Consider the following 22781-nt stretch of genomic DNA (forward strand, 5'->3'; position numbering starts at 1 on the left):
TGGCATATTTCCGAGGCGCCTACGCGCTACAATATGGCTTTTGCCAACCATCGAGGTGTGCGTTTTGACTGCTCCAGGTCCTTTGAATTCCACTGCAGGCTCGCTTTTTGTCGTGGCGACGCCCATTGGCAACCTGGACGACATCAGTGCCCGGGCGCTGAAAGTGTTGCGCGAGGTTAAATTGATTGCGGCGGAAGACACTCGACACTCCCAGCGTTTAATGCAGCATTTTGGTATCAGTACGCCATTGGCGGCTTGTCACGAGCATAACGAGCGCGAAGAAGGCAGCCGCTTTATCGTGCGTTTGTTGGCGGGTGACGATGTGGCCCTGATCTCGGATGCAGGTACGCCGCTGATCTCCGATCCTGGTTACCATCTGGTTCGCCAGGCACGTGCCGCAGGTATTAATGTAGTGCCTGTTCCAGGCGCGTGCGCGCTGATCGCTGCATTGTCGGCGGCAGGCCTGCCGTCGGACCGTTTTATTTTCGAAGGTTTCCTGCCGGCCAAGGCCGTGGGGCGTCGTGCGCGTCTACAGGCATTGAAAGAGGAACCGCGCACGCTGATCTTCTACGAAGCGCCTCATCGTATTCTTGAATGCCTGCAGGATATGGAACTGGTGTTCGGCGGCGAGCGCCTGGCACTGCTGGCCCGTGAGCTGACCAAAACCTTCGAAACCCTCAAGGGCCTGCCGCTGGAAGCGCTGCGCGCGTTCGTCGAGGGCGACAGTAATCAGCAGCGCGGCGAGTGTGTGGTGTTGGTGGCGGGCTGGACCGCGCCGGAACATGAAGAGGCCGTCGGCAGCGAGGCCATGCGTATCCTCGATCTGCTGCTCAAGGAGATGCCCCTCAAGCGCGCTGCGGCGTTGGCGGCGGAAATCACCGGGGTACGCAAGAATGTGTTGTATCAAGTTGCGCTGGATAAACAGAAAGCCGAATAGTTCCGGGGGGAAACCGGTATTCCGTCCGAACGTGATGGCAATGCTGCACTTTTAATACTTGTCCTGAGGCCGTCGTGCCGTTAACCTGCGCGGCGGAGAGTCGATTGGACAGTCGCTGCCCTCTATGAAAATTAGGGGGGGGAGGAAAGTCCGGGCTCCATAGGGCGAAGTGCCAGGTAATGCCTGGGAGGCGTGAGCCTACGGAAAGTGCCACAGAAAATAACCGCCTAAGCACTTCGGTGCCGGTAAGGGTGAAAAGGTGCGGTAAGAGCGCACCGCACGACTGGCAACAGTTCGTGGCTAGGTAAACCCCACTTGGAGCAAGACCAAATAGGGTCCCAAGGCGTGGCCCGCGCTGGGACCGGGTAGGTTGCTAAAGATGTCCAGTGATGGCCATCGTAGACGAATGACTGTTCAAGACAGAACCCGGCTTACAGATCGACTCTCCACCTTTTTCCTTCTGTCCGAATCTCGGGCAGAAAACCGGTAGTAACGCAAGAATCCCTCCCTGCCAAATCATTGGCAGATGCATCTTCGTAATACCAAAAAAATCTTACTCTTAATAAATCACTTTAACTTTGATCTGTAGCTCTTTGAGCTATTTGTGCTTGTCGAGCCAAAAACACTGCCGAACTCTGGTTTCTCCTCCTTTTACGCTCCTAAATCTCCGATCTGTAAGGCTTTTCCTTGAATCCGCGCCTTGACGGTGTGGTGGGCGCATTCCTATAGTGTGCGCAAGTGGCGGAAAGTGGCACAAAGTGGGTTTTTTGAACGTAAAACGCTAAAATTTGGAGAAACGCATCTGTGTTTCGCGGAGCTAACGCTATCAGTCTCGATGCAAAAGGCCGTCTCGCCATGCCGAGCCGGTATCGTGACGAGCTGATTTCGCGAAGTTCCGGACAGTTGATCATCACAATCGATGCCGTTGACCCTTGTTTATGTGTTTACCCCCTCGATGAGTGGGAGTTGATTGAGACCAAGTTGCGTGCCTTGCCTTCATTGCGTGAAGAAAACCGCCGTCTGCAGCGTTTGCTGATTGGTAATGCCGTCGACCTCGAGCTCGATGGCAGTGGCCGTTTTCTGGTGCCCCCGCGTTTGCGCGAGTACGCCAAGCTGGATAAGCGCGCAATGCTGGTCGGCCAACTGAACAAGTTCCAATTGTGGGACGAAGATGCCTGGGATGCTGTTTCTGCAGCTGACCTGGCTGCTATTCAACAACCGGGCGCCATGCCTGATGAACTGCGTGATTTGATCCTGTGACTATTGATAGCGGCTTTAACCACATCACCGTACTGCTTGACGAAGCCGTTGAGGCTCTCGCCGTACGCGCGGATGGCTGCTATCTGGACGGTACCTTTGGCAGGGGCGGGCATAGCCGGTTGATCCTCAGCCAGCTCGGGCCCGACGGCAAACTCCTCGGGTTCGACAAAGACCCCCAAGCGATTGCCACCGGGCAAGCGCTAGCGGCCGAAGACGGCCGCTTTGTCGTTGTGCAGCGCAGCTTTGCCGAACTCGGTGCCGAAGTCGCCGAGCGCGGCATGGCGGGCAAGGTGGCCGGGGTTTTGCTCGACCTGGGCGTGTCTTCGCCGCAGCTCGATGACCCGGAGCGCGGCTTCAGCTTCATGAACGACGGTCCCCTCGACATGCGCATGGACCCTACCCGTGGCGTCAGTGCCGCGCAGTTCATTGCCACTGCGCCGGTGGAAGAAATCGCCCGTGTTTTCAAGGAATACGGTGAAGAGCGCTTCGCCGGCCGCATGGCCCGTGCCGTGGTGGAGCGTCGCGAAATCCAGCCGTTCGAGCGCACCGCCGACCTGGCCGAAGTGCTGAAAGTCGCCAACCCCGCGTGGGAAAAGGGCAAGAACCCGGCGACCCGCGCGTTCCAGGGCCTGCGTATCCACGTCAACAACGAATTGGGCGACCTGGAGGCTGGCCTCGAGGCTGCCCTCGAGGCGCTGGAAGTGGGTGGTCGCCTGGTGGTGATCAGCTTCCATTCTCTGGAAGACCGCATCGTCAAGCTGTTCATGCGCCGCCTGGTCAAGGGCGAGTCCGACAACCTGCCGCGCAACCTGCCGGTACGTTTCGAAGCCTTTGTGCCGAAAATCAAAATCCATGGCAAAGCGCAGTTCGCTTCCGAAGCCGAACTCAAGGCCAACCCACGTTCCCGTAGCGCCGTCATGCGCGTCGCGGAGAAGCTGCGGTGAGCAAGCTTTTCGCCAAGCCCCTCCCGGGCGGCAGCTTCTTTATGTTGCTGCTGTTTGTCGGCGTGCTGGTGTCCGCAATTGCGGTGTCCTACAGCGCCCATTACAACCGCCAACTGCTCAATACCCTCTATGGGGAATTGAGCGTGCGTGACAAGGCGCAGGCGGAGTGGGGCCGTTTGATCCTCGAGCAAAGCACCTGGACGGCCCATAGCCGTATCGAAGTGCTGGCCACCGAACAGCTGAAAATGCACATCCCGGGTGCGGCCGAAGTGCGCATGGTGGCGCCATGATGAAACTCGAAGGCGCACTCTACCCATGGCGCTTCCGCCTGATGCTCGGCTTGCTGGCATTGATGGTGGGGGCGATTGCCTGGCGGATCATCGACCTGCAAGTGGTCGACCGTGACTTCCTGATCGGCCAGGGCGATGCCCGTAGCCTGCGTCACATCCAGATCCCTGCGCACCGTGGCCTGATCACCGACCGTAACGGCGAGCCGTTGGCGGTGAGTACGCCGGTGACCACCCTGTGGGCCAACGCCAAGGAATTGCAGGTTGCCAAGGACAAGTGGCCGCAGCTGGCTGCCGCCCTGGGCCAGGATCCGAAAGCCTTGGCTGAGCGCCTCGAGGCCCAGGCAAATAAAGAATTTATCTACCTCGTTCGCGGCCTTACCCCCGAACAAGGCCAGCAGGTGCTCGACCTTAAAGTCCCCGGTGTCTACGGCATCGAGGAGTTCCGTCGTTTCTACCCGGCCGGTGAAACCACTGCCCATATGGTCGGCTTTACCGACATTGACGATCATGGTCGTGAAGGTGTGGAACTCGCCTACGATGAATGGTTGGCCGGGGTACCGGGAAAACGACAGGTCATCAAGGATCGGCGCGGCAGGTTGATCAAGGATGTCCAAGTCACTAAAAACGCCAAGGCCGGAAAGCCCTTGGCGTTGTCGATTGACCTGCGCCTGCAATACCTGGCCAACCGTGAGCTGCGTAACGCGATCATCGAGAACGGCGCCAAGGCCGGCAGCCTGGTGATCATGGACGTGAAGACCGGCGAGATCCTCGCCATGGTCAACCAGCCGACCTACAACCCGAACAACCGTCGCAACCTGCAACCGGCGATGATGCGTAACCGCGCGATGATCGACGTGTTCGAGCCGGGCTCGACCATGAAGGCCATCTCCATGAGTGCCGCCCTGGAAACCGGACGCTGGAAGCCCAGCGACAAGGTCGAGGTGTATCCGGGTACCTTGCAGCTGGGTAAATACACCATTCGCGACGTGTCCCGTACTGAAGGTCCGGTGCTGGATTTGACAGGTATCCTGATCAACTCCAGTAACGTGGGCATGAGTAAGGTCGCCTTCGATATCGGTGGTGAAACCATCTACCACCTGGCGCAGAAGATTGGCCTGGGGCAACCCACCGGCCTGGACTTCCCGGGTGAGCGCGTCGGCAACCTGCCCAACTACCGCGACTGGAAAAAAGCCGAGACCGCCACGCTTTCCTACGGCTACGGCCTGTCGGTGACCGCCATCCAGCTGGCCCATGCCTTCTCGGTGCTGGCCAATAACGGGCGCATGGTGCCGCTGAGCCTGATTCACGTCGATGAAGCGCCGAAAGCCACCCAGGTGATCCCGGAAAACGTCGCCAAGACCATGCAGGGCATGCTGCAACAAGTGATCGAAGCACCGCGCGGCGTATTCCGTGCCCAGGTGCCGGCGTATCACGTGGCGGGCAAGTCCGGTACCGCGCGTAAGACGTCGGTGGGCACCAAGGGCTATGCCGAAAACTCCTACCGCTCGCTGTTCGCCGGCTTCGGCCCGATGAGCGATCCACGCTACGCCATCGTCGTTGTGATCGATGAGCCGAGCAAAGCCGGTTACTTCGGTGGCCTGGTATCGGCGCCGGTGTTCAGCAAAGTGATGTCCGGCACCCTGCGCCTGATGAACATCACCCCGGATAACCTGCCGCCGACCCAACAAGCGAATGCCGGACCACCGGCCGCTGCAGTAAAAGCCAATGGAGGGCGCGGCTGATGTCTCTTAGCCTGAACAAGATTTTTGCCCACGCCGGCCGCGATCTGCTGATTCGCGAGTTGACCCTGGACAGCCGTAACGTGCGCGCTGGCGACCTGTTCCTGGCAGTGCCGGGCGGCAAGTTCGATGGCCGTGCGCACATCGCCGACGCGTTGCAGCGCGGCGCGGCTGCCGTGGCCTATGAAGTCGAAGGCGCCACGGTGCTGCCGATCACCGACGTGCCGCTGATCCCGGTCAAGGGGCTGGCCAAGCAACTGTCCGATATTGCCGGGCGTTTTTACGGCGACCCGAGCCGCCACCTCAATCTGGTGGGCGTGACGGGCACCAACGGCAAGACCAGCGTGACCCAATTGGTCGCCCAGGCCCTTGACCTGCTGGGCCAGCACTGCGGCATCGTCGGCACCCTGGGTACCGGTTTTTATGGCGCGCTGCAAAGCGGCCTGCACACCACGCCGAACCCCATCGCCGTGCAAGCGACCCTGGCCGACCTGAAAAAGGCCGGTGCCAAGGCGATTGCCATGGAAGTGTCGTCCCACGGTCTGGACCAGGGCCGCGTCACCGCCCTGGCCTTTGATGTGGCAGTGATGACCAACCTGTCCCGCGATCACCTGGATTATCACGGCACCATGGAGGCGTACGCCGCCGCCAAGGCCAAGCTGTTTGCCTGGAATGACCTCAAGTGCCGGGTGATCAACTTGGACGACGCTTTTGGTCGCCAACTGGCGGCCCAAGACAGCGAAGCGCGCCTGATCACCTACAGCCTGGAAGACGCCGGCGCGTACCTGTATTGCCGCGAAGCCCAATTCAATGACGAAGGCGTGCGCGCCACACTGGTCACGCCTCAGGGCGAGCACCACTTGCGCAGCAGCCTGCTCGGGCGTTTCAACCTGAGCAATGTGCTTGCCGCCATCGGCGCGCTGCTCGGCCTGGATTACGCACTGGACGAGATTCTCAAGGTGCTGCCGAAGCTGGAAGGCCCGGCCGGTCGCATGCAACGCCTGGGTGGCGGTACGCAGCCGCTGGTGGTGGTTGACTACGCCCATACCCCGGATGCGCTGGAAAAAGTCCTCGAAGCCCTGCGCCCTCACGCCAAGGGCAAGTTGCTCTGCCTGTTCGGCTGTGGCGGTGATCGTGATCGCGGCAAGCGGCCGTTGATGGCCGAGATCGTCGAACGCCTGGCCGATGGTGTGCTCGTCACCGACGACAATCCGCGCAGCGAAGACCCAAGCCGGATTTTCGATGATATTCGCACCGGCTTCAAAGACGCATCAAAGGCCACCTTCGTCGCCGGTCGCGGCGCGGCAATCGCCCAGTTGATCGCCAGCGCCAGTGCTGACGACGTGGTTGTGCTGGCCGGTAAGGGGCACGAGGATTACCAGGAAATCAACGGCGAGCGTCATGCCTTCTCCGATCTGGTCGAGGCCGATCATGCCTTGACCGCCTGGGAGGTTGCCCATGCTTAAGGCGATGACGTTCAGCGAACTGACCCAGGCCCTGTCGGCCCGCGTACTGTCGAGCGATTGCAGCTTCAGCGGCGTGAGCATCGACAGCCGCGCGATCCAACCGGGGCAACTGTTTGTCGCCCTGGCCGGTCCGCGTTTCGACGGTCACGACTACCTGAACGAAGTCGCCGCCAAAGGCGCCGCAGGTGCCTTGGTGCAGCGCGAAGTGGCTGATTCAACCTTGCCGCAACTGCTGGTCGCCGATACCCGCCTGGCCCTCGGTCAATTGGGTGCGCTGAACCGCGCCGCGTTCGACAAGCCCGTTGCCGCCATCACCGGCTCCAGCGGCAAGACCACGGTCAAGGAACTGCTTGCCGGTATCCTGCGTACGCGCGGCCCCGTGCTGGCCACCCGTGGCAACCTGAACAATGATTTCGGCGCTCCGCTGACCCTGCTCGAACTCGCCCCGGAACACACGGCGGCGGTAATCGAACTGGGTGCCTCGCGCATCGGCGAAATCGCCTACACCGTGGCGCTGACCAAGCCCCACGTCGCCATTATCAATAACGCCGGTACGGCCCACGTCGGCGAGTTCGGTGGCCCGGAAAAAATCGTCGAGGCCAAGGGTGAAATCCTCGAGGGCCTTGATGCATCGGGCACTGCAGTCTTGAACCTGGACGACAAGGCCTTCGAGACCTGGCGTGTACGCGCCGCCGGTCGCAAGGTCCTGACGTTTGCCGTGCGTAACGCCGCGGCTGATTTCCATGCCTCCGACATCACCGTCGATGCCCGTGGCTGCCCGTCCTTCACGTTGCACACACCGCAAGGTAGCGAGCACGTGCAACTGAATTTGCTCGGCAACCATAACGTCGCCAATGCCCTGGCGGCTGCGGCTGCGGCTGGCGCCTTGGGCGTGTCGCTGTTCGGTATCGCCACGGGCCTGGGCGCAGTGCAGCCGGTCAAGGGCCGCACTGTTGCGCAACTGGCGAGCAACGGCATGCGTGTGATCGATGACACCTATAACGCCAATCCATCGTCCGTCAACGCCGCTGTCGACCTGCTCAAAGGTTTCGATGGGCGCAAGGTGCTGGTGTTGGGCGATATCGGCGAGTTGGGCGACTGGGCTGAACAAGGTCATCGCGAAGTCGGCGCGTATGCCGCAGGCAAAGTCGACGCCCTCTACGCCGTCGGCCCGAACATGGCCCATGCCGTGGCTGCCTTCGGCCCCGGTGCGCGCCATTTCGCCACCCAGGCCGAGTTGATCCAGGCGCTGGGCGTGGCAGAACAAGACAAACACACAACCATTTTGATCAAGGGATCGCGCAGCGCGGTGATGGAAAACGTCGTCGCGGCCTTGTGTGGCTCAAGTACGGAGAAACATTAATGCTGCTGCTGCTGGCTGAGTATCTGCAACAGTTCCACAAAGGCTTCGCGGTCTTTCAGTACCTGACCCTGCGCGGGATCCTGGGTGTGCTGACCGCGCTGTCTTTGTCGCTGTTTTTAGGGCCGTGGATGATCCGCACCCTGCAGAACCTGCAAATTGGTCAATCGGTTCGTAATGACGGCCCGCAGTCGCACCTGTCCAAGTCCGGCACCCCGACCATGGGCGGTGCGCTGATCCTGTCGTCCATCGGTATCAGCACCTTGCTGTGGGCCGACCTGCACAACCGCTACGTTTGGGTGGTGCTGCTGGTGACCCTCCTGTTCGGCGCCATCGGCTGGGTCGATGACTACCGCAAAGTGATCGAGAAAAACTCCAAGGGGCTGCCAAGCCGCTGGAAGTATTTCTGGCAGTCGGTGTTCGGCCTTGCCGCCGCGATCTTCCTCTACACCACGGCGCCAAGCGCAGTGGAAACCACCTTGATCATCCCGATGCTCAAGGACGCCAGCATCCCTTTGGGCATCGGCTTCGTGGTGCTGACCTACTTCGTGATCGTCGGCTCCAGCAACGCGGTGAACCTGACCGACGGCCTCGACGGCCTGGCGATCATGCCGACGGTGATGGTAGGCGGCGCCCTGGGTATCTTCTGCTACCTGTCGGGTAACGTGAAATTCGCTGAATACCTGCTGATCCCCTACGTACCGGGCGCGGGTGAGCTGATCGTGTTCTGCGGTGCCTTGATCGGTGCCGGCCTGGGGTTCCTGTGGTTCAACACCTACCCCGCACAAGTCTTCATGGGCGATGTCGGCGCACTGGCGCTGGGCGCGGCCCTGGGTACCATCGCGGTGATCGTTCGCCAGGAAATCGTGTTGTTCATCATGGGCGGTGTGTTCGTGATGGAAACCCTGTCGGTGGTCATCCAGGTGGCGTCCTTCAAGTTGACCGGGCGCCGCGTGTTCCGCATGGCGCCGATTCACCACCACTTTGAACTCAAGGGCTGGCCTGAGCCGCGTGTGATTGTCCGTTTCTGGATCATCACCGTGATTCTGGTCCTGGTCGGCCTTGCCACCCTGAAACTGAGGTAGAAACGAGTGTCCCTGATCGCTTCAGACCACTTCCGCATCGTTGTCGGCCTCGGCAAGAGCGGCATGTCCCTGGTTCGCTTCCTGGCGAACCGGGGCACGTCGTTTGCCGTGGCCGATACGCGGGAAAATCCACCGGAGCTGGTCACGCTGCGCCGTGACTACCCGCACGTGGAAGTGCGTTGTGGCGAGCTGGATGTCGAGTTTCTGTGCCGCGCCGATGAGCTCTACGTGAGCCCCGGCCTGGCCCTGGCGACACCGGCCCTGCAAGCCGCAGCGGCCCGTGGCGTGAAGCTGTCCGGCGATATCGACCTGTTTGCACGCAATGCGAAGGCGCCGATCGTGGCCATCAGCGGTTCCAACGCGAAAAGCACCGTGACCACCCTGGTCGGCGAGATGGCCATGGCGGCCGGCAAGCGCGTGGCTGTGGGCGGCAACCTCGGTACGCCGGCGCTGGACCTGCTCAGCGACGATATCGAGCTGTACGTGATGGAACTGTCGAGCTTCCAGCTGGAAACCACCCACGACCTGGGTGCTGAAGTGGCCACCGTGTTGAACGTCAGCGAAGACCACATGGACCGCTACAGCGGCCTGCCGACGTACCACCTGGCCAAGCATCGGATCTTCCGCGGTGCCAGGCAATTTGTGGTCAATCGCCAGGATGCGCTGAGCCGTCCGCTGATGGGCGAGGGCATGCCGTGCTGGACCTTCGGCCTGGGCAAACCCGACTTCAAGGCCTTCGGCATTCGTGAAGAGAATGGCGAGAAATACCTGGCCTTCGAATTCCAGAACCTGATGCCGGTGCGCGAGCTGAAAATCCGTGGCGCCCATAACCAGTCCAACGCGTTGGCCGCGTTGGCGTTGGGACACGCCGTGGGTTTGCCGTTCGACGCCATGCTGTCGAGCCTGCGCACCTTCGGCGGCCTTGAACATCGCTGCCAGTGGGTCCGTGACCTTAATGGTGTCAGTTACTACAACGACTCCAAGGCCACCAACGTGGGGGCCGCATTGGCCGCCATCGAAGGCCTGGGTGCCGATATCGAAGGCAAGCTGGTGCTGATCGCCGGTGGCGACGGCAAGGGTGCCGATTTCAAGGACCTCAAGGCACCGGTGGCTGCCCATTGCCGCGCCGTGGTGTTGATGGGCCGCGACGCCGATTTGATCGCCGCCGCGCTGGGCGATGCCGTGCCACAGGTGCGCGCCACCTCTCTGGACGACGCCATTGCCCAATGCCAAGCCCTGGCCCAGCCAGGCGATGCGGTGCTGCTGTCGCCGGCGTGCGCCAGTTTCGACATGTTCAAGAACTACGAAGAGCGCGGCCAGTTGTTCGCCCGCGCCGTGGAGGGCTTGGCATGAGCATTGATTTCAGAAACATCATCAAGCCGTACCCGTCGCCGATCATTACCGGACGCGGCATCGACCTTGATTTTCCGATGCTCGCCGGTTGCCTCGCGCTGCTGGGCCTGGGCCTGGTGATGATCACCTCGGCTTCTTCCGAAGTGGCCGCCGTGCAGTCGGGCAATACCCTGTACATGATGATCCGTCACCTGGTGTACCTGATCATCGGCCTGGGCGCGTGCATCGTTACCATGATGATCCCCATCGCCACCTGGCAGCGCCTGGGCTGGCTGATGCTGATCGGCGCGTTCGGCTTGCTGATCATGGTGATCCTGCCCGGCATCGGCCGCGAGGTGAACGGCTCGATGCGCTGGATCGGCTTCGGTGCGTTCAACGTGCAGCCGTCGGAAATCGCCAAGGTGTTCGTGGTGATCTACCTGGCCGGCTACCTGGTGCGTCGCCAGAAGGAAGTGCGCGAAAGCTGGATGGGCTTCTTCAAGCCATTCATCGTGCTGTTGCCCATGGCCGGCCTGTTGCTGATGGAACCTGACTTCGGCGCCACCGTGGTGATGATGGGCGCGGCGGCGGCGATGCTGTTCCTCGGCGGCGTGGGCTTGTTCCGCTTCAGCTTGATGGTGGTGCTGGCGGTGGCGGCGGTGACCATCCTGGTACAGGCACAACCGTACCGGATGGCGCGTCTGATCACCTTTACCGACCCCTGGTCCGACCAGTTCGGTTCCGGCTACCAATTGACCCAGGCCTTGATCGCCTTCGGTCGCGGCGAATGGCTGGGCGTGGGGCTGGGCAACAGCGTGCAGAAGCAGTTCTACCTGCCGGAAGCGCACACCGACTTCGTGTTCTCCGTACTCGCCGAAGAACTCGGCGTGGTCGGCTCGCTGTGCACCGTCGCCCTGTTCGTGTTCGTGTGTGTACGCGGCATGTACATCGGCCTGTGGGCCGAGAAGGCCAAACAGTATTTCGCCGCCTATGTGGCCTACGGCTTGTCGTTCCTGTGGATCGGCCAGTTCCTGATCAACATCGGGGTGAACGTCGGCCTGCTGCCGACCAAGGGCCTGACTTTGCCGTTCCTCAGCTATGGCGGCAGTTCGTTGGTGATCTGCTGCGCCTGTCTTGGCTTGTTGCTGCGCATCGAGTGGGAGAGTCGAACCCACCTGGGCAGCGAAGAGATGGAGTTCAGCGAAAGCGACTTCGCCGAGGAGCCGACCCATGGGCGCTAACGTGCTGATCATGGCCGGCGGCACCGGGGGCCATGTGTTCCCGGCCCTGGCGTGCGCGCGGGAATTCCAGAACCGTGGCTACACCGTGCACTGGCTGGGTACACCGCGCGGCATCGAAAACGAGTTGGTGCCGAATGCCGGCTTGCCGTTGCATCTGATCAACGTCACGGGCCTGCGCGGCAAGGGCAAGTTGTCCCTGCTCAAGGCTCCGTTCGTGTTGCTCAAGGCGGTGTGGCAGGCGCGCAAGGTCATCCGTGAATTGCAGCCGGTGTGTGTGCTCGGCTTCGGTGGTTATGTGACCGGCCCCGGTGGCGTCGCCGCCAGACTTGCCGGCGTGCCGGTGATCGTGCACGAGCAGAACGCCGTGGCCGGTACCGCCAACCGTTTGCTGGTGCCGTTGGCTGCGCGGGTGTGCGAGGCGTTTCCCAACACCTTCAGTGTGTCGGATAAGCGCCGTACCACCGGCAACCCGGTGCGCACCGAGCTGTTTATGGACATTGCCCGCGAAGCACTGGCGGGGCGCAAGGCGCACCTGCTGATCCTGGGCGGAAGCCTGGGTGCCGAGCCGCTGAATAAATTGCTGCCGGAAGCCGTGGCGCAACTTCCTGTGGAATTGCGCCCGGAGATCTTCCACCAGGCCGGCAAGAACCACGATGAAGTCACCGCCGCGCGTTATCGCGACGCCGGTGTGGCGGCCAATGTGCAGCCCTTCATCAAAGACATGGCCCATGCCTATGGCTGGGCCGACCTGGTGGTCTGTCGCGCGGGTGCGCTGACCGTCAGTGAACTGGCTGCTGCCGGTCTGCCGTCCTTGCTGGTGCCCTTGCCCCACGCCATCGACGATCACCAGACCCGCAACGCCGAATATTTGGCCGGGGAGGGCGCTGCCTTCCTGCTGCCGCAAAGAACGACTGGCGCCGCCGATTTGGCCGCACGCCTGACCGAGGTTTTGATGCAACCGGAACGACTCAACAACATGGCGAGCACCGCAAGCCGCCTGGCCAAACCTGACGCAACCCGCACCGTGGTCGATATCTGCCTGGAGGTGGCCCATGGTTGAGAATCAGAAAGCCATGCCACAACCGGAAATGCGCCGCATCCGTCGCATCCACTTCGTCGGTATCGGCGGCGTAGGCATGTGCGGCATCGCCGAAGTGTTGCTGAACCTGGGCTACCAGGTGTCCGGCTCGGACCTGAAAGAGTCGCCGGTCACCGAGCGCCTGAAGTCCTTTGGTGCGCAGATCTTTATCGGTCACCGCGCCGAGAACGCCGCCGAGGCCGACGTGCTGGTGGTGTCCAGCGCCGTGAACACCTCCAACCCGGAAGTGGCCACTGCCCTTGAGCGCCGCATTCCCGTGGTACCTCGCGCCGAGATGCTCGCCGAGTTGATGCGCTATCGCCACGGCATCGCCGTCGCCGGTACCCATGGCAAGACCACCACCACCAGCCTGATCGCCTCGGTGTTCGCCGCCGGTGGCCTGGACCCGACCTTCGTCATCGGTGGCCGCCTGAATGCAGCCGGTACCAATGCCCAGCTCGGTACCAGCCGCTACCTGATCGCCGAAGCCGATGAAAGCGACGCCAGTTTCCTGCACCTGCAACCGCTGGTCGCTGTGGTCACCAACATCGACGAAGATCACATGGCCACCTACGACGGTGACTTCAACAAGTTGAAGAAAACCTTCGTCGAGTTCCTGCACAACCTGCCGTTCTACGGTCTGGCCGTGCTCTGCCTGGACGACCCGGTGGTGCGTGAAATCCTGCCCCAGGTCAAGCGTCCGACCGTGACCTACGGCTTCAGCGAAGACGCCGACGTGCGCGCCATCAATGTGCGCCAGGAAGGCATGCAGACCTACTTCACCGTGCTGCGTCCCGACCGCGAGCCGCTGGATGTGTCGGTGAACATGCCGGGCAACCACAACGTATTGAATTCCCTGGCGACCATCTGCATCGCCTCCGACGAGGGTGTCAGCGATGAAGCCATCGTCGAGGGCCTGTCGCGCTTTGCCGGTGTCGGCCGGCGCTTCCAGGTCTACGGCCAACTGCCGGTGGAAGGCGGTGACGTGATGCTGGTGGACGACTATGGTCACCACCCGACCGAAGTCGCCGCGGTGATCAAGGCCGTGCGCGGTGGCTGGCCGGAGCGTCGCCTGGTGATGGTCTACCAGCCGCACCGCTACAGCCGCACCCGCGATTTGTACGACGATTTCGTCAATGTATTGGCCGATGCCAACGTGCTGCTGCTGATGGAAGTCTACCCGGCCGGTGAAGAACCGATCCCCGGCGCCGACAGCCGCAAGCTGTGCAACAGCATCCGCCAACGCGGCCAGTTGGACCCGATCTACATCGAGCGCGGTGTGGACCTGGCGCCGATCGTCAAGCCGCTGCTGCGCGCCGGCGACATCCTGCTGTGCCAGGGTGCCGGTGATATCGGCGGCCTTGCGCCTAAGTTGCTGGCGAGCCCGCTGTTTGCGGCCGCCAAGAAGGGGGCGTCGAAATGACTGCTGACTACGGCTCCCTGTTTTCGACAATCGCGCCAGCCGACTTCGGCCGCGTGGCCGTGCTGTTCGGCGGCAAGAGCGCCGAGCGCGAAGTGTCGCTCAAGTCCGGCAACGCCGTGCTCGAAGCGCTGCAAAGTGCCGGCGTGAATGCGTTCGGGATCGACGTGGGCGATGACTTCCTCGCCCGCCTGCAGGCCGAGAAGATCGACCGTGCCTTCATCATCCTGCACGGCCGTGGCGGTGAAGACGGCAGCATGCAGGGCCTGTTGGAGTGTGCCGGTATTCCTTACACCGGCAGCGGCATCCTCGCTTCGGCACTGGCCATGGACAAGTTGCGCACCAAGCAGGTGTGGCACAGCCTGGGTATTCCGACCCCGCGTCACAGTGTTCTGTGCAGCGAAGACGATTGTATTTCTGCAGCCAAGGAACTGGGCCTGCCTTTGATCGTCAAACCTGCCCATGAAGGCTCCAGTATCGGCATGGCTAAAGTGAACTCGGCCGCCGAATTGATCGACGCATGGAAAGCGGCAAGTACCTACGATTCGCAAGTGTTGGTGGAACAGTGGATCCAGGGTCCCGAGTACACCATCGCCACCCTGCGTGGCCAGGTATTGCCGCCCATCGCATTGGGCACGCCCCACACCTTTTACGACTACGACGCCAAGTACCTGGCCTCCGATACCCAGTACCGGATCCCGTGTGGCCTTGATGCAACCAAAGAACAGGAATTGATGGACCTCACGGCGAAAGCCTGTGAGGCGTTGGGTATTGCCGGTTGGGCACGGGCAGACGTGATGCAGGATGACCAAGGGAATTTCTGGTTCCTGGAAGTCAACACCGCACCGGGCATGACCGACCACAGCCTGGTACCGATGGCCGCTCGCGCAGCCGGCCTGGATTTCCAGCAGTTGGTGCTGGCGATTCTGGCCGCCAGCATCGAGCCAAGAGGCTAAGGACATGAAAGGCGCATCGCTTCGTCATCAGCCCCCACAAGCACCGAGCCGTAAGCCGGTGCCACGGGGTGCCAGTCGAATGGTGGCTAAAGAGCCGATGTCGGCGCGCCTGCCGAAAGCCAACTTTGGTTTCCTCAAGGCGCTGTTCTGGCCGGTGATGCTGGTGGTGCTGGGCTTCGGCACTTACGAGGGCGCGCAGCGTCTATTGCCGTATGCCGACCGGCCGATCACCAAGATCAGCGTGCAGGGCGATCTGAGCTACATCAGCCAGCAAGCAGTGCAGCAGCGTATCGGCCCGTTCCTGGCGGCGAGCTTCTTCACCATTGACCTGGCCGGTATGCGTCGGGAGCTGGAGCAGATGCCGTGGATCGCCCACGCCGAAGTCCGCCGCGTCTGGCCGGACCAGGTGACGATCCGCCTGGAAGAACAGCTGCCCGTGGCCCGTTGGGGCGATGAGGCGCTGTTGAACAACCAGGGTCAGGCGTTCACCCCGCGTGAGCTGGCCAACTACGAGCACCTGCCGCAGTTGTTCGGGCCGCAGCGGGCGCAGCAGCAAGTGATGCAGCAGTACCAGGCCCTGAGCCAGATGCTGCGGCCACTGGGCTTCTCCATTGCACGCCTGGAACTGCGTGAACGGGGCAGCTGGTTTTTGACGACCGGGGCAGGCAGTTCCGGCCCGGGCATCCAGTTGTTGCTGGGACGCGACCGCTTGGTGGAAAAGATGCGCCGTTTCATCGCCATCTATGACAAGACCTTGAAAGAACAGATTACGAACATTGCGAGCGTCGACCTGCGTTACGCCAACGGCCTTGCCGTCGGCTGGCGTGAACCGGCTGCGCCCACGGCAGCGCAACCCGCTGTCGCGAAGAATTAAGAAGAGGCAGGACCCATGGCAAACGTGCAAAGCGGCAAAATGATCGTCGGTCTCGATATCGGCACCTCCAAGGTGGTGGCGCTGGTGGGCGAGGTCGGGGAAGACGGCACGATCGAAATCGTCGGTATTGGCACGCATCCGTCCCGTGGCCTGAAGAAGGGCGTGGTGGTCAACATCGAGTCCACCGTGCAATCGATCCAGCGCGCCATCGAAGAAGCGCAGCTGATGGCCGGTTGCCGGATTCACTCGGCGTTCGTCGGCGTGGCGGGCAACCATATCCGCAGCCTGAACTCCCACGGCATCGTGGCGATTCGCGACCGCGAAGTCAGCGCCGCCGACCTTGAGCGCGTCCTCGACGCTGCCCAGGCCGTGGCGATCCCGGCTGACCAGCGCGTGCTGCACACCCTGCCGCAGGACTACGTGATCGATAACCAGGAAGGCGTCCGCGAGCCCCTGGGCATGTCGGGCGTGCGCCTGGAAGCCAAGGTTCACGTGGTGACCTGTGCCGTCAACGCCGCACAGAACATTGAAAAATGCGTGCGCCGCTGCGGCCTGGAAATCGACGACATCATTCTCGAGCAGCTTGCTTCCGCGTATTCGGTACTGACCGACGACGAAAAAGAGCTTGGCGTATGCCTGGTGGACATCGGCGGCGGCACCACCGACATCGCGATCTTCACCGAGGGTGCGATCCGTCACACCGCCGTGATTCCGATTGCCGGCGACCAGGTGACCAACGACATCGCCATGGCGCTGCGTACACCGACCCAGTACGCCGAAGAAATCAAGATCCGCTATGCCTGCGCCCTGGCCAAGCTGGCCGGTGCCGGTGAAACCATCAAGGTGCCAAGCGTGGGCGACCGTCCACCGCGCGAACTGTCGCGCCAGGCCCTGGCCGAGGTGGTCGAGCCGCGCTACGACGAGCTGTTCACCCTGATCCAGGCTGAACTGCGCCGCAGCGGCTACGAAGATTTGATCCCGGCCGGCATCGTGCTGACCGGTGGCACCTCGAAGATGGAAGGCGCGGTCGAACTGGCCGAGGAAATCTTCCACATGCCGGTCCGCCTGGGTGTTCCCCATGGTGTCAAAGGCCTGGGCGACGTGGTGCGCAACCCGATTTATTCCACCGGTGTGGGCTTGCTGTTGTACGGGCTGCAAAAGCAGACCGACGGCATTTCCCTGTCGGGCCCGAGCAACCGTGACAGCTACCGCAGCGACGACGAGGCCAAGGCGCCGTTGTTCGAGCGGCTGCAGGCGTGGGTCAAAGGCAATTTCTAAAGATTTACCGCAACACCGCAGCACCGAAACAAGTAGTAGGCGAAAAAACTAGAGAAAACGAAAGGAGAGGGAACATGTTCGAACTCGTAGACAACATCCCCGCCAGCCCGGTCATCAAAGTGATCGGTGTCGGCGGTGGCGGCGGCAACGCTGTCAACCATATGGTCAAGAGCAACATTGAAGGCGTTGAATTCATCTGCGCCAACACTGACGCCCAGGCGCTGAAAAGCATCGGCGCGCGGACCATCCTGCAATTGGGCACAGCCGTGACCAAGGGCCTCGGCGCCGGCGCCAATCCGGAAGTCGGCCGTCAAGCCGCCCTGGAAGATCGCGAGCGTATTGCCGAAGTGCTGCAGGGCACCAACATGGTGTTCATCACCACGGGCATGGGCGGCGGTACCGGTACCGGTGCAGCGCCGATCATTGCCGAAGTGGCCAAGGAAATGGGGATTCTGACGGTTGCGGTCGTGACCCGTCCGTTCCCGTTCGAAGGCCGCAAGCGCATGCAGATCGCCGACGAAGGTATCCGTCTGCTGTCTGAAAGCGTCGACTCGTTGATCACTATTCCCAACGAGAAGCTGCTGACCATCCTGGGCAAGGACGCGAGCCTGCTGTCCGCGTTCGCCAAGGCTGACGATGTACTGGCCGGTGCCGTTCGCGGTATCTCCGACATCATCAAGCGCCCTGGCATGATCAACGTCGACTTTGCCGACGTCCGTACTGTCATGAGCGAAATGGGCATGGCGATGATGGGCACTGGCTGCGCCAGCGGTCCGAACCGTGCACGCGAAGCCACCGAAGCGGCCATTCGCAACCCGTTGCTGGAAGACGTGAACCTGCAAGGCGCACGCGGCATCCTGGTGAATATCACCGCCGGTCCTGACCTGTCCCTGGGTGAGTACTCCGACGTGGGTAGCATCATCGAAGCCTTCGCTTCCGAGCACGCCATGGTCAAGGTCGGTACCGTTATCGACCCGGACATGCGCGACGAGCTGCACGTGACCGTGGTTGCCACCGGCCTGGGCGCGAAAATCGAGAAGCCTGTGAAGGTCATCGACAATACCCTGCATAACAGCCAGGCCAGCCACGCGAGCCAAGCGGCTGCCGCTCCTGCGCCTTCGCGCCAGGAACTGCCGTCGGTGAACTACCGTGACCTGGATCGTCCGACCGTGATGCGCAACCAGGCTCAGGCCGGTGCTGCGGCGTCCCGTAGCCCGAATCCGCAAGATGACCTGGACTACCTGGACATCCCGGCATTCCTGCGTCGTCAGGCCGATTAATGGAATGTATCAGGGCTATGAAGGTGATTGGTGTTCAGCAAAGGTCTGGTCTGCTATTATCGCCAGCCTTTGTTGATACCAGTTCGCAATTTGCGCTGAAGCGGTCCAAGCCATGATTAAACAACGCACCCTGAAGAATATTATTCGTGCCACAGGTGTAGGTCTGCACTCCGGGGAGAAGGTATACCTGACCCTCAAGCCTGCACCTGTCGACACCGGCATCGTGTTTGTGCGTGCCGACCTGGACCCTGTGGTGCAGATTCCTGCTCGCGCGGAAAATGTTGGCGAAACCACGATGTCGACCACGTTGGTCAACGGTGACGTCAAAGTGGACACGGTGGAGCACTTGCTCTCGGCCATGGCCGGTTTGGGCATCGATAACGCCTACGTCGAGCTCTCCGCGTCCGAAGTCCCGATCATGGATGGCAGCGCTGGACCCTTCGTATTCTTGATTCAATCTGCCGGCCTGGAAGAACAGGACGCAGCCAAGAAGTTCATACGCATTCTGCGGGAAGTGACAGTAGAAGACGGCGACAAGCGCGCCACCTTCGTCCCGTTCGAAGGCTTTAAAGTGAGCTTTGAGATCGATTTCGATCACCCGGTATTCCGTGACCGCACCCAGAGTGCAAGCGTGGATTTTTCCAGCACTTCGTTCGTAAAAGAAGTCAGCCGCGCCCGTACCTTTGGTTTCATGAGTGACATCGAGTACCTGCGCAAGCACAACCTCGCACTCGGCGGCAGCGTTGAAAACGCCATTGTGGTCGACGCGGATGGTGTACTGAACGAAGACGGCCTTCGCTATGAAGACGAATTCGTGAAGCACAAGATCCTCGATGCAATCGGTGACCTCTACCTGCTGGGCAATAGCCTGATAGGCGAGTTCAAAGGCTTCAAGTCGGGCCACGCCCTTAACAACCAGCTGCTGCGCAAGTTGATTGAGCAGACAGACGCTTGGGAAGTCGTGACCTTCGAAGATGCCAGCACCGCACCGATCTCTTACATGCGTCCCGTTGCGGCGGTGTAAGTAACAACTCTCTTTCTTTAGTTTTTAAAGGCTGCCTTCGGGTGGCCTTTTTTTATGTGCCTGTTATGCGCCTCCCTCGTTCCCATGCGCAGCGTGGGGGCGATCATCACCCCTCACTGGCATCCACAATCCGATTGCGCCCCGTGTGCTTGGCCTCATACAACGCCCGGTCCGCACTGAGCAGCAAAGCCTCCAGGGACATCCTGCTGCGCTTGTCCCGGGTGCTCATGCCGATGCTCGCCGTGATCGGCTGCTCATCCCCCGCCACCCGTGGTAAATGTTCGATGCTGCTGCGGATATGCTCGGCGATGACCCACGCGCCCTTGGCGTCCGTATTGGGCAGTACAACCGCGAACTCCTCGCCGCCGTAACGAGCCGCGAGGTCGGCAGGGCGGCGGATATTGCTGTTGATCACCTGGGCCACCGTGCGCAGTGCTGCATCGCCACCATGATGGCCGTGGCGGTCGTTGAAGGCCTTGAAGTGGTCCACGTCGATCATCAGCACAGTCAGTGGTTCGAGCGAACGTTGCGCCCGGTCCCATTCAAGGCGCAGGCGTTCGTCGAGGATGCGGCGGTTGGCCAGGCCGGTCAGGGCGTCGGTGGCTGCCAGTTCTGACAGGACGCGCTCTGCGCGATAACGGCGGCGCAGTTCCCGGCGCAGCATCCAGGTCAGCCATAACAAGCCGATACACAGGATGCCTGTGGCGCCACTGGTCAGCAGTGCGGCGCGCTTCCAGGGGGCGAACACATCTTCACTGGACAGGGCCACCACCACAATCAGCGGCAGGTCCCCGACATTGGTGAAGGTGTACAGGCGCTCCTTGCCGCTGATGGCGGAGATGGCCTGGAAGGTGCCACTGCCTTCACGCAGTATTCTCTTGAAATTCGGTCGCCCGCTCAGGTCCTTGTCGATCATGTCGCTTTCGAGCAGCGGCTGTTGGGCCAATAAAAAGCCTTTGTTATTAAGCAGGTTGACGCTGCTGCCGTTGCCGATGGTCACGGTGTTGAACAACTGGTCGAAATACGCCAGGCGCATGGTCGCGACCGCAACGCCAGCAAACTCACCATTGGGCCCCGACACTCGCCGACTGAATGCCATGCGCCAGACCTGGTCGCAGTTGCAATGAATCTTGAACGGCCGGCTGATAAACAAGCCGGCCTGGGCGTCCTTGGCATGCACTTGGAAGTAATCGCGGTTGGCAAAATTGCGCGGGGTCGGCTGCAGGGTCGAAGAGTCGGCGATCACCGCGCCATTGGCATCCAACAACAGTACTTCACCTTTGAAAGGCGCGGCGGTGGAGAGGTCAAACTGCACCAGGTGCTGGATATTCGCGGAAACCTGGGACAGGTCATCGCGTTGTCTGGCAGCAATCAACCCCTTGAGGGCCAGGTCGTAGAGTTCGACGTTGCGCAGCACGTCGGCATTGATCAACTGCGCAATATTGGTGGTTGAGCGCGTAGCGGCCTGCAGGGTGCTGGCGTGTTCGCGGATCAGCAACGCGGCGACAATGACCACGATCAAGACAACAGTGATAGCGCTGCCCAGAACCATTAACAGTTCTGGGCGTGCGGCCAGGGTACGGACACGGCGTTGACTCATCGGGCAGACTTCAGCGATGTGGATGCTGGCAGTTTAGTTCTACCCGATGAAAATTAAATACTCGGTTAAAAAGAAAGATCTGCGCGTTAGAACACGTTGATCGGGTAGTCGACGATCACTCGGTACTCATCCACGTCCCGGTCTACCGCCGAGTAGCCATGACTGCCACGATTGGTTGCCCATTGCAGGCGTACCGCCAGATCCTTGGCCTTGCCGCCCTGCACCACATACTTCACATCGATATCCCGCTCCCAGTGCTTGGCGTCCTTGCCGTCAGCGCTGTACCAGGCACTGTAGCCACGGCTTTGCGGGTCGACTTTGGTCAGATCGGTCTTGCCGCTGATGTAGGACACCGCCGAGGTCAGGCCGGGCATGCCGAGGCCGGCGAAGTCGTAGGCGTACTTGAGCTTCCATGAGCGCTCATTAGGGCCGTTGAAGTCCGAGTATTGCTGGGAGTTGTCCAGGTACACGCTGTCGCCCTGGCTGATGTAGTCGAACGGCGTGTTGCCGTTGACCCGCTGGTAGGCGGCGGTGACGCTGTGGTGGCCCACGCCGACGGTGAAGTGCAGGCTGTAGGTGTTGTTGTCGATATCCCCGAGCAGCGACTGGCCGGTGTCCTGGGTGTGGTAGTAGTGCAGGCCCGGGTTGAGGCTGACCAGGTCGTTCAGCGCGTAGGTGTAGTCCAGGTCGTAGTAGTACTGGTGCCACACGTCCTTGAGTTCGGAGGCGTACAGGTTGCTGGTCACTCCCGGGATGTCGCTGAACGACACGCCCGCCCAATTCATGTGCTGGCTGTCAGCGTTGCTGGGCAATGCGCCATAGCTGGTGCCGATGCGTCGGTGGCCACTCTGGTTGTAGAGCTTGGTGAAGCTGGCCTGGCCGCCTTCGAGCATCCAGCCGTCGAAACTGTGGTTGCTCAGGCTCACGCCACGGAAAGTCTGCGGCAGCATGCGCGTCATGCCGCCGGCGATCACCGGGTTGTTGAGGAACAAGTCACCGGCCTTCAGCTCGGTGTCGAAGGCGCGCATCTTCAAGGTGCCCCCTGCGGTGGAGAACGCACCGGGCGCTTTGCCGCTGCCGTCAGCACTGCCGTAGGGAAGGATGCTGGAACCGTCGGTGCCGCCACCGCCGTCGAGCTTGAGGCCGAGCATGGCGTGGGCGTCCAGGCCGAAGCCGACGGTGCCCTCGGTGTAGCCGGATTCGAAGGTGCCAATAAAACCTTGGCCCCATTCCTTGCTGTCATCGGTGTGGAGGTCGCGCCGGTCGCGGTTCATGTAGTAGTTGCGGGTGTTGATGTCGAGGTGCGAGCCTTCGACGAATCCGTCGGCGGGGGTGGTGTCTGCCGCGTGGGCAAGGGGAACGATCGTTGCTGCAATCGCGAGGAATAACGGGGTGAACGTCAGCGAGTTCTTCACCGGTGGAGCTCCTTTGGTCAATCGAAAACGGCCAGTGTCGTGGGGGTGTGCCTGGCCTTTTTTTACCGCAAAAAAAAGCCGCTGAAGTCAGCGGCTTTAAGACAGATTCCCAGTGTAGAGCCCTGGAAATAAGTCGAGGGAAATTCGGGTAAGCGGGTCAGCTGCCTTTGCCGTCGCGCTCATCGATGCGTCAAATTAACGC

The 22781-nt window shown here is 61.4% G+C and carries 19 protein-coding genes and 1 other RNA gene; 18 read left to right on the forward strand and 2 right to left on the reverse strand.

The window, feature by feature from the left end:
* The first annotated feature begins 64 nt into the window (after nucleotides 1–64).
* The 18 genes from rsmI (at nucleotide 65) to lpxC (ending at nucleotide 19564) form a co-directional block, all read left to right on the forward strand.
* Nucleotides 65–937 carry a 16S rRNA (cytidine(1402)-2'-O)-methyltransferase gene (gene rsmI / locus BB029_RS06135; RefSeq protein WP_065938556.1) on the forward strand — a complete coding sequence of 291 codons (873 nt, stop codon included), beginning with the start codon at nucleotides 65–67 and terminating at the stop codon, nucleotides 935–937.
* 96 nt (nucleotides 938–1033) lie between these two features.
* Nucleotides 1034–1387: RNase P RNA component class A (gene rnpB, locus BB029_RS06140), an RNA gene on the forward strand.
* A gap of 354 nt (nucleotides 1388–1741) precedes the next feature.
* The gene (gene mraZ / locus BB029_RS06145) at nucleotides 1742–2197 is read left to right on the forward strand and encodes a division/cell wall cluster transcriptional repressor MraZ (protein WP_003171868.1); all 456 of its coding nucleotides are present in this window, start codon (nucleotides 1742–1744) and stop codon (nucleotides 2195–2197) included.
* Nucleotides 2194–3141, forward strand: a complete 948-nt coding sequence (gene rsmH / locus BB029_RS06150) for a 16S rRNA (cytosine(1402)-N(4))-methyltransferase RsmH (RefSeq protein ID WP_010213048.1) — start codon at nucleotides 2194–2196, stop codon at nucleotides 3139–3141. The genes mraZ and rsmH overlap by 4 nt, the downstream gene beginning before the upstream one ends.
* Nucleotides 3138–3431 carry a cell division protein FtsL gene (gene ftsL, locus BB029_RS06155; RefSeq protein WP_003216203.1) on the forward strand — a complete coding sequence of 98 codons (294 nt, stop codon included), beginning with the start codon at nucleotides 3138–3140 and terminating at the stop codon, nucleotides 3429–3431. The genes rsmH and ftsL overlap by 4 nt, the downstream gene beginning before the upstream one ends.
* Nucleotides 3431–5173: a penicillin-binding protein 2 gene (locus tag BB029_RS06160; RefSeq protein WP_162844256.1), complete on the forward strand. Its 1743-nt coding sequence runs from the start codon at nucleotides 3431–3433 to the stop codon at nucleotides 5171–5173. Before ftsL ends, BB029_RS06160 begins: the two co-directional genes overlap by 1 nt.
* A complete protein-coding gene (locus tag BB029_RS06165) occupies nucleotides 5173–6636 on the forward strand; it encodes a UDP-N-acetylmuramoyl-L-alanyl-D-glutamate--2,6-diaminopimelate ligase (protein WP_065938557.1) in 1464 nt (487 codons plus the stop codon). The genes BB029_RS06160 and BB029_RS06165 overlap by 1 nt, the downstream gene beginning before the upstream one ends.
* Nucleotides 6629–7999: a UDP-N-acetylmuramoyl-tripeptide--D-alanyl-D-alanine ligase gene (gene murF / locus BB029_RS06170; RefSeq protein WP_065938558.1), complete on the forward strand. Its 1371-nt coding sequence runs from the start codon at nucleotides 6629–6631 to the stop codon at nucleotides 7997–7999. Before BB029_RS06165 ends, murF begins: the two co-directional genes overlap by 8 nt.
* Nucleotides 7999–9081, forward strand: coding sequence for a phospho-N-acetylmuramoyl-pentapeptide-transferase (gene mraY, locus BB029_RS06175; RefSeq protein WP_003171875.1), 1083 nt, complete (start codon nucleotides 7999–8001; stop codon nucleotides 9079–9081). The genes murF and mraY overlap by 1 nt, the downstream gene beginning before the upstream one ends.
* A 6-nt stretch (nucleotides 9082–9087) precedes the next feature.
* Nucleotides 9088–10434, forward strand: a complete 1347-nt coding sequence (gene murD, locus BB029_RS06180; protein ID WP_065938559.1) for a UDP-N-acetylmuramoyl-L-alanine--D-glutamate ligase — start codon at nucleotides 9088–9090, stop codon at nucleotides 10432–10434.
* Nucleotides 10431–11654 (forward strand): putative lipid II flippase FtsW, encoded by a 1224-nt coding sequence (ftsW, locus tag BB029_RS06185; RefSeq protein WP_065924256.1) that lies wholly within the window; start codon nucleotides 10431–10433, stop codon nucleotides 11652–11654. Before murD ends, ftsW begins: the two co-directional genes overlap by 4 nt.
* Nucleotides 11644–12714 (forward strand): undecaprenyldiphospho-muramoylpentapeptide beta-N-acetylglucosaminyltransferase, encoded by a 1071-nt coding sequence (gene murG, locus BB029_RS06190; RefSeq protein WP_065938560.1) that lies wholly within the window; start codon nucleotides 11644–11646, stop codon nucleotides 12712–12714. The genes ftsW and murG overlap by 11 nt, the downstream gene beginning before the upstream one ends.
* Nucleotides 12707–14155 carry a UDP-N-acetylmuramate--L-alanine ligase gene (gene murC, locus BB029_RS06195; protein WP_027604760.1) on the forward strand — a complete coding sequence of 483 codons (1449 nt, stop codon included), beginning with the start codon at nucleotides 12707–12709 and terminating at the stop codon, nucleotides 14153–14155. Before murG ends, murC begins: the two co-directional genes overlap by 8 nt.
* On the forward strand, nucleotides 14152–15108 hold the full coding sequence (locus tag BB029_RS06200; protein ID WP_065938561.1) for a D-alanine--D-alanine ligase: 957 nt from the start codon (nucleotides 14152–14154) through the stop codon (nucleotides 15106–15108). The genes murC and BB029_RS06200 overlap by 4 nt, the downstream gene beginning before the upstream one ends.
* A gap of 4 nt (nucleotides 15109–15112) precedes the next feature.
* On the forward strand, nucleotides 15113–15982 hold the full coding sequence (locus BB029_RS06205) for a cell division protein FtsQ/DivIB (RefSeq protein ID WP_065938562.1): 870 nt from the start codon (nucleotides 15113–15115) through the stop codon (nucleotides 15980–15982).
* 15 nt (nucleotides 15983–15997) lie between these two features.
* On the forward strand, nucleotides 15998–17260 hold the full coding sequence (ftsA, locus tag BB029_RS06210) for a cell division protein FtsA (RefSeq protein ID WP_027604757.1): 1263 nt from the start codon (nucleotides 15998–16000) through the stop codon (nucleotides 17258–17260).
* A 74-nt stretch (nucleotides 17261–17334) separates the two neighbouring features.
* On the forward strand, nucleotides 17335–18540 hold the full coding sequence (gene ftsZ / locus BB029_RS06215) for a cell division protein FtsZ (protein ID WP_017526184.1): 1206 nt from the start codon (nucleotides 17335–17337) through the stop codon (nucleotides 18538–18540).
* Between the two features lie 112 nt (nucleotides 18541–18652).
* On the forward strand, nucleotides 18653–19564 hold the full coding sequence (gene lpxC, locus BB029_RS06220; protein ID WP_003171886.1) for a UDP-3-O-acyl-N-acetylglucosamine deacetylase: 912 nt from the start codon (nucleotides 18653–18655) through the stop codon (nucleotides 19562–19564).
* 106 nt (nucleotides 19565–19670) lie between these two features.
* On the opposite strand, the gene BB029_RS06225 is transcribed toward lpxC, so the two are convergent.
* Nucleotides 19671–21164: a sensor domain-containing diguanylate cyclase gene (locus tag BB029_RS06225; protein WP_065938563.1), complete on the reverse strand. Its 1494-nt coding sequence runs from the start codon at nucleotides 21162–21164 to the stop codon at nucleotides 19671–19673.
* An 86-nt stretch (nucleotides 21165–21250) separates the two neighbouring features.
* Nucleotides 21251–22579 carry an OprD family porin gene (locus BB029_RS06230; protein WP_065938564.1) on the reverse strand — a complete coding sequence of 443 codons (1329 nt, stop codon included), beginning with the start codon at nucleotides 22577–22579 and terminating at the stop codon, nucleotides 21251–21253.
* Between the last annotated feature and the right edge of the window lie 202 nt (nucleotides 22580–22781).

The sequence above is a fragment of the Pseudomonas sp. S3E12 genome (assembly GCF_001702295.1).
Classification (GTDB): Bacteria; Pseudomonadota; Gammaproteobacteria; order Pseudomonadales; family Pseudomonadaceae; genus Aquipseudomonas; species Aquipseudomonas marginalis.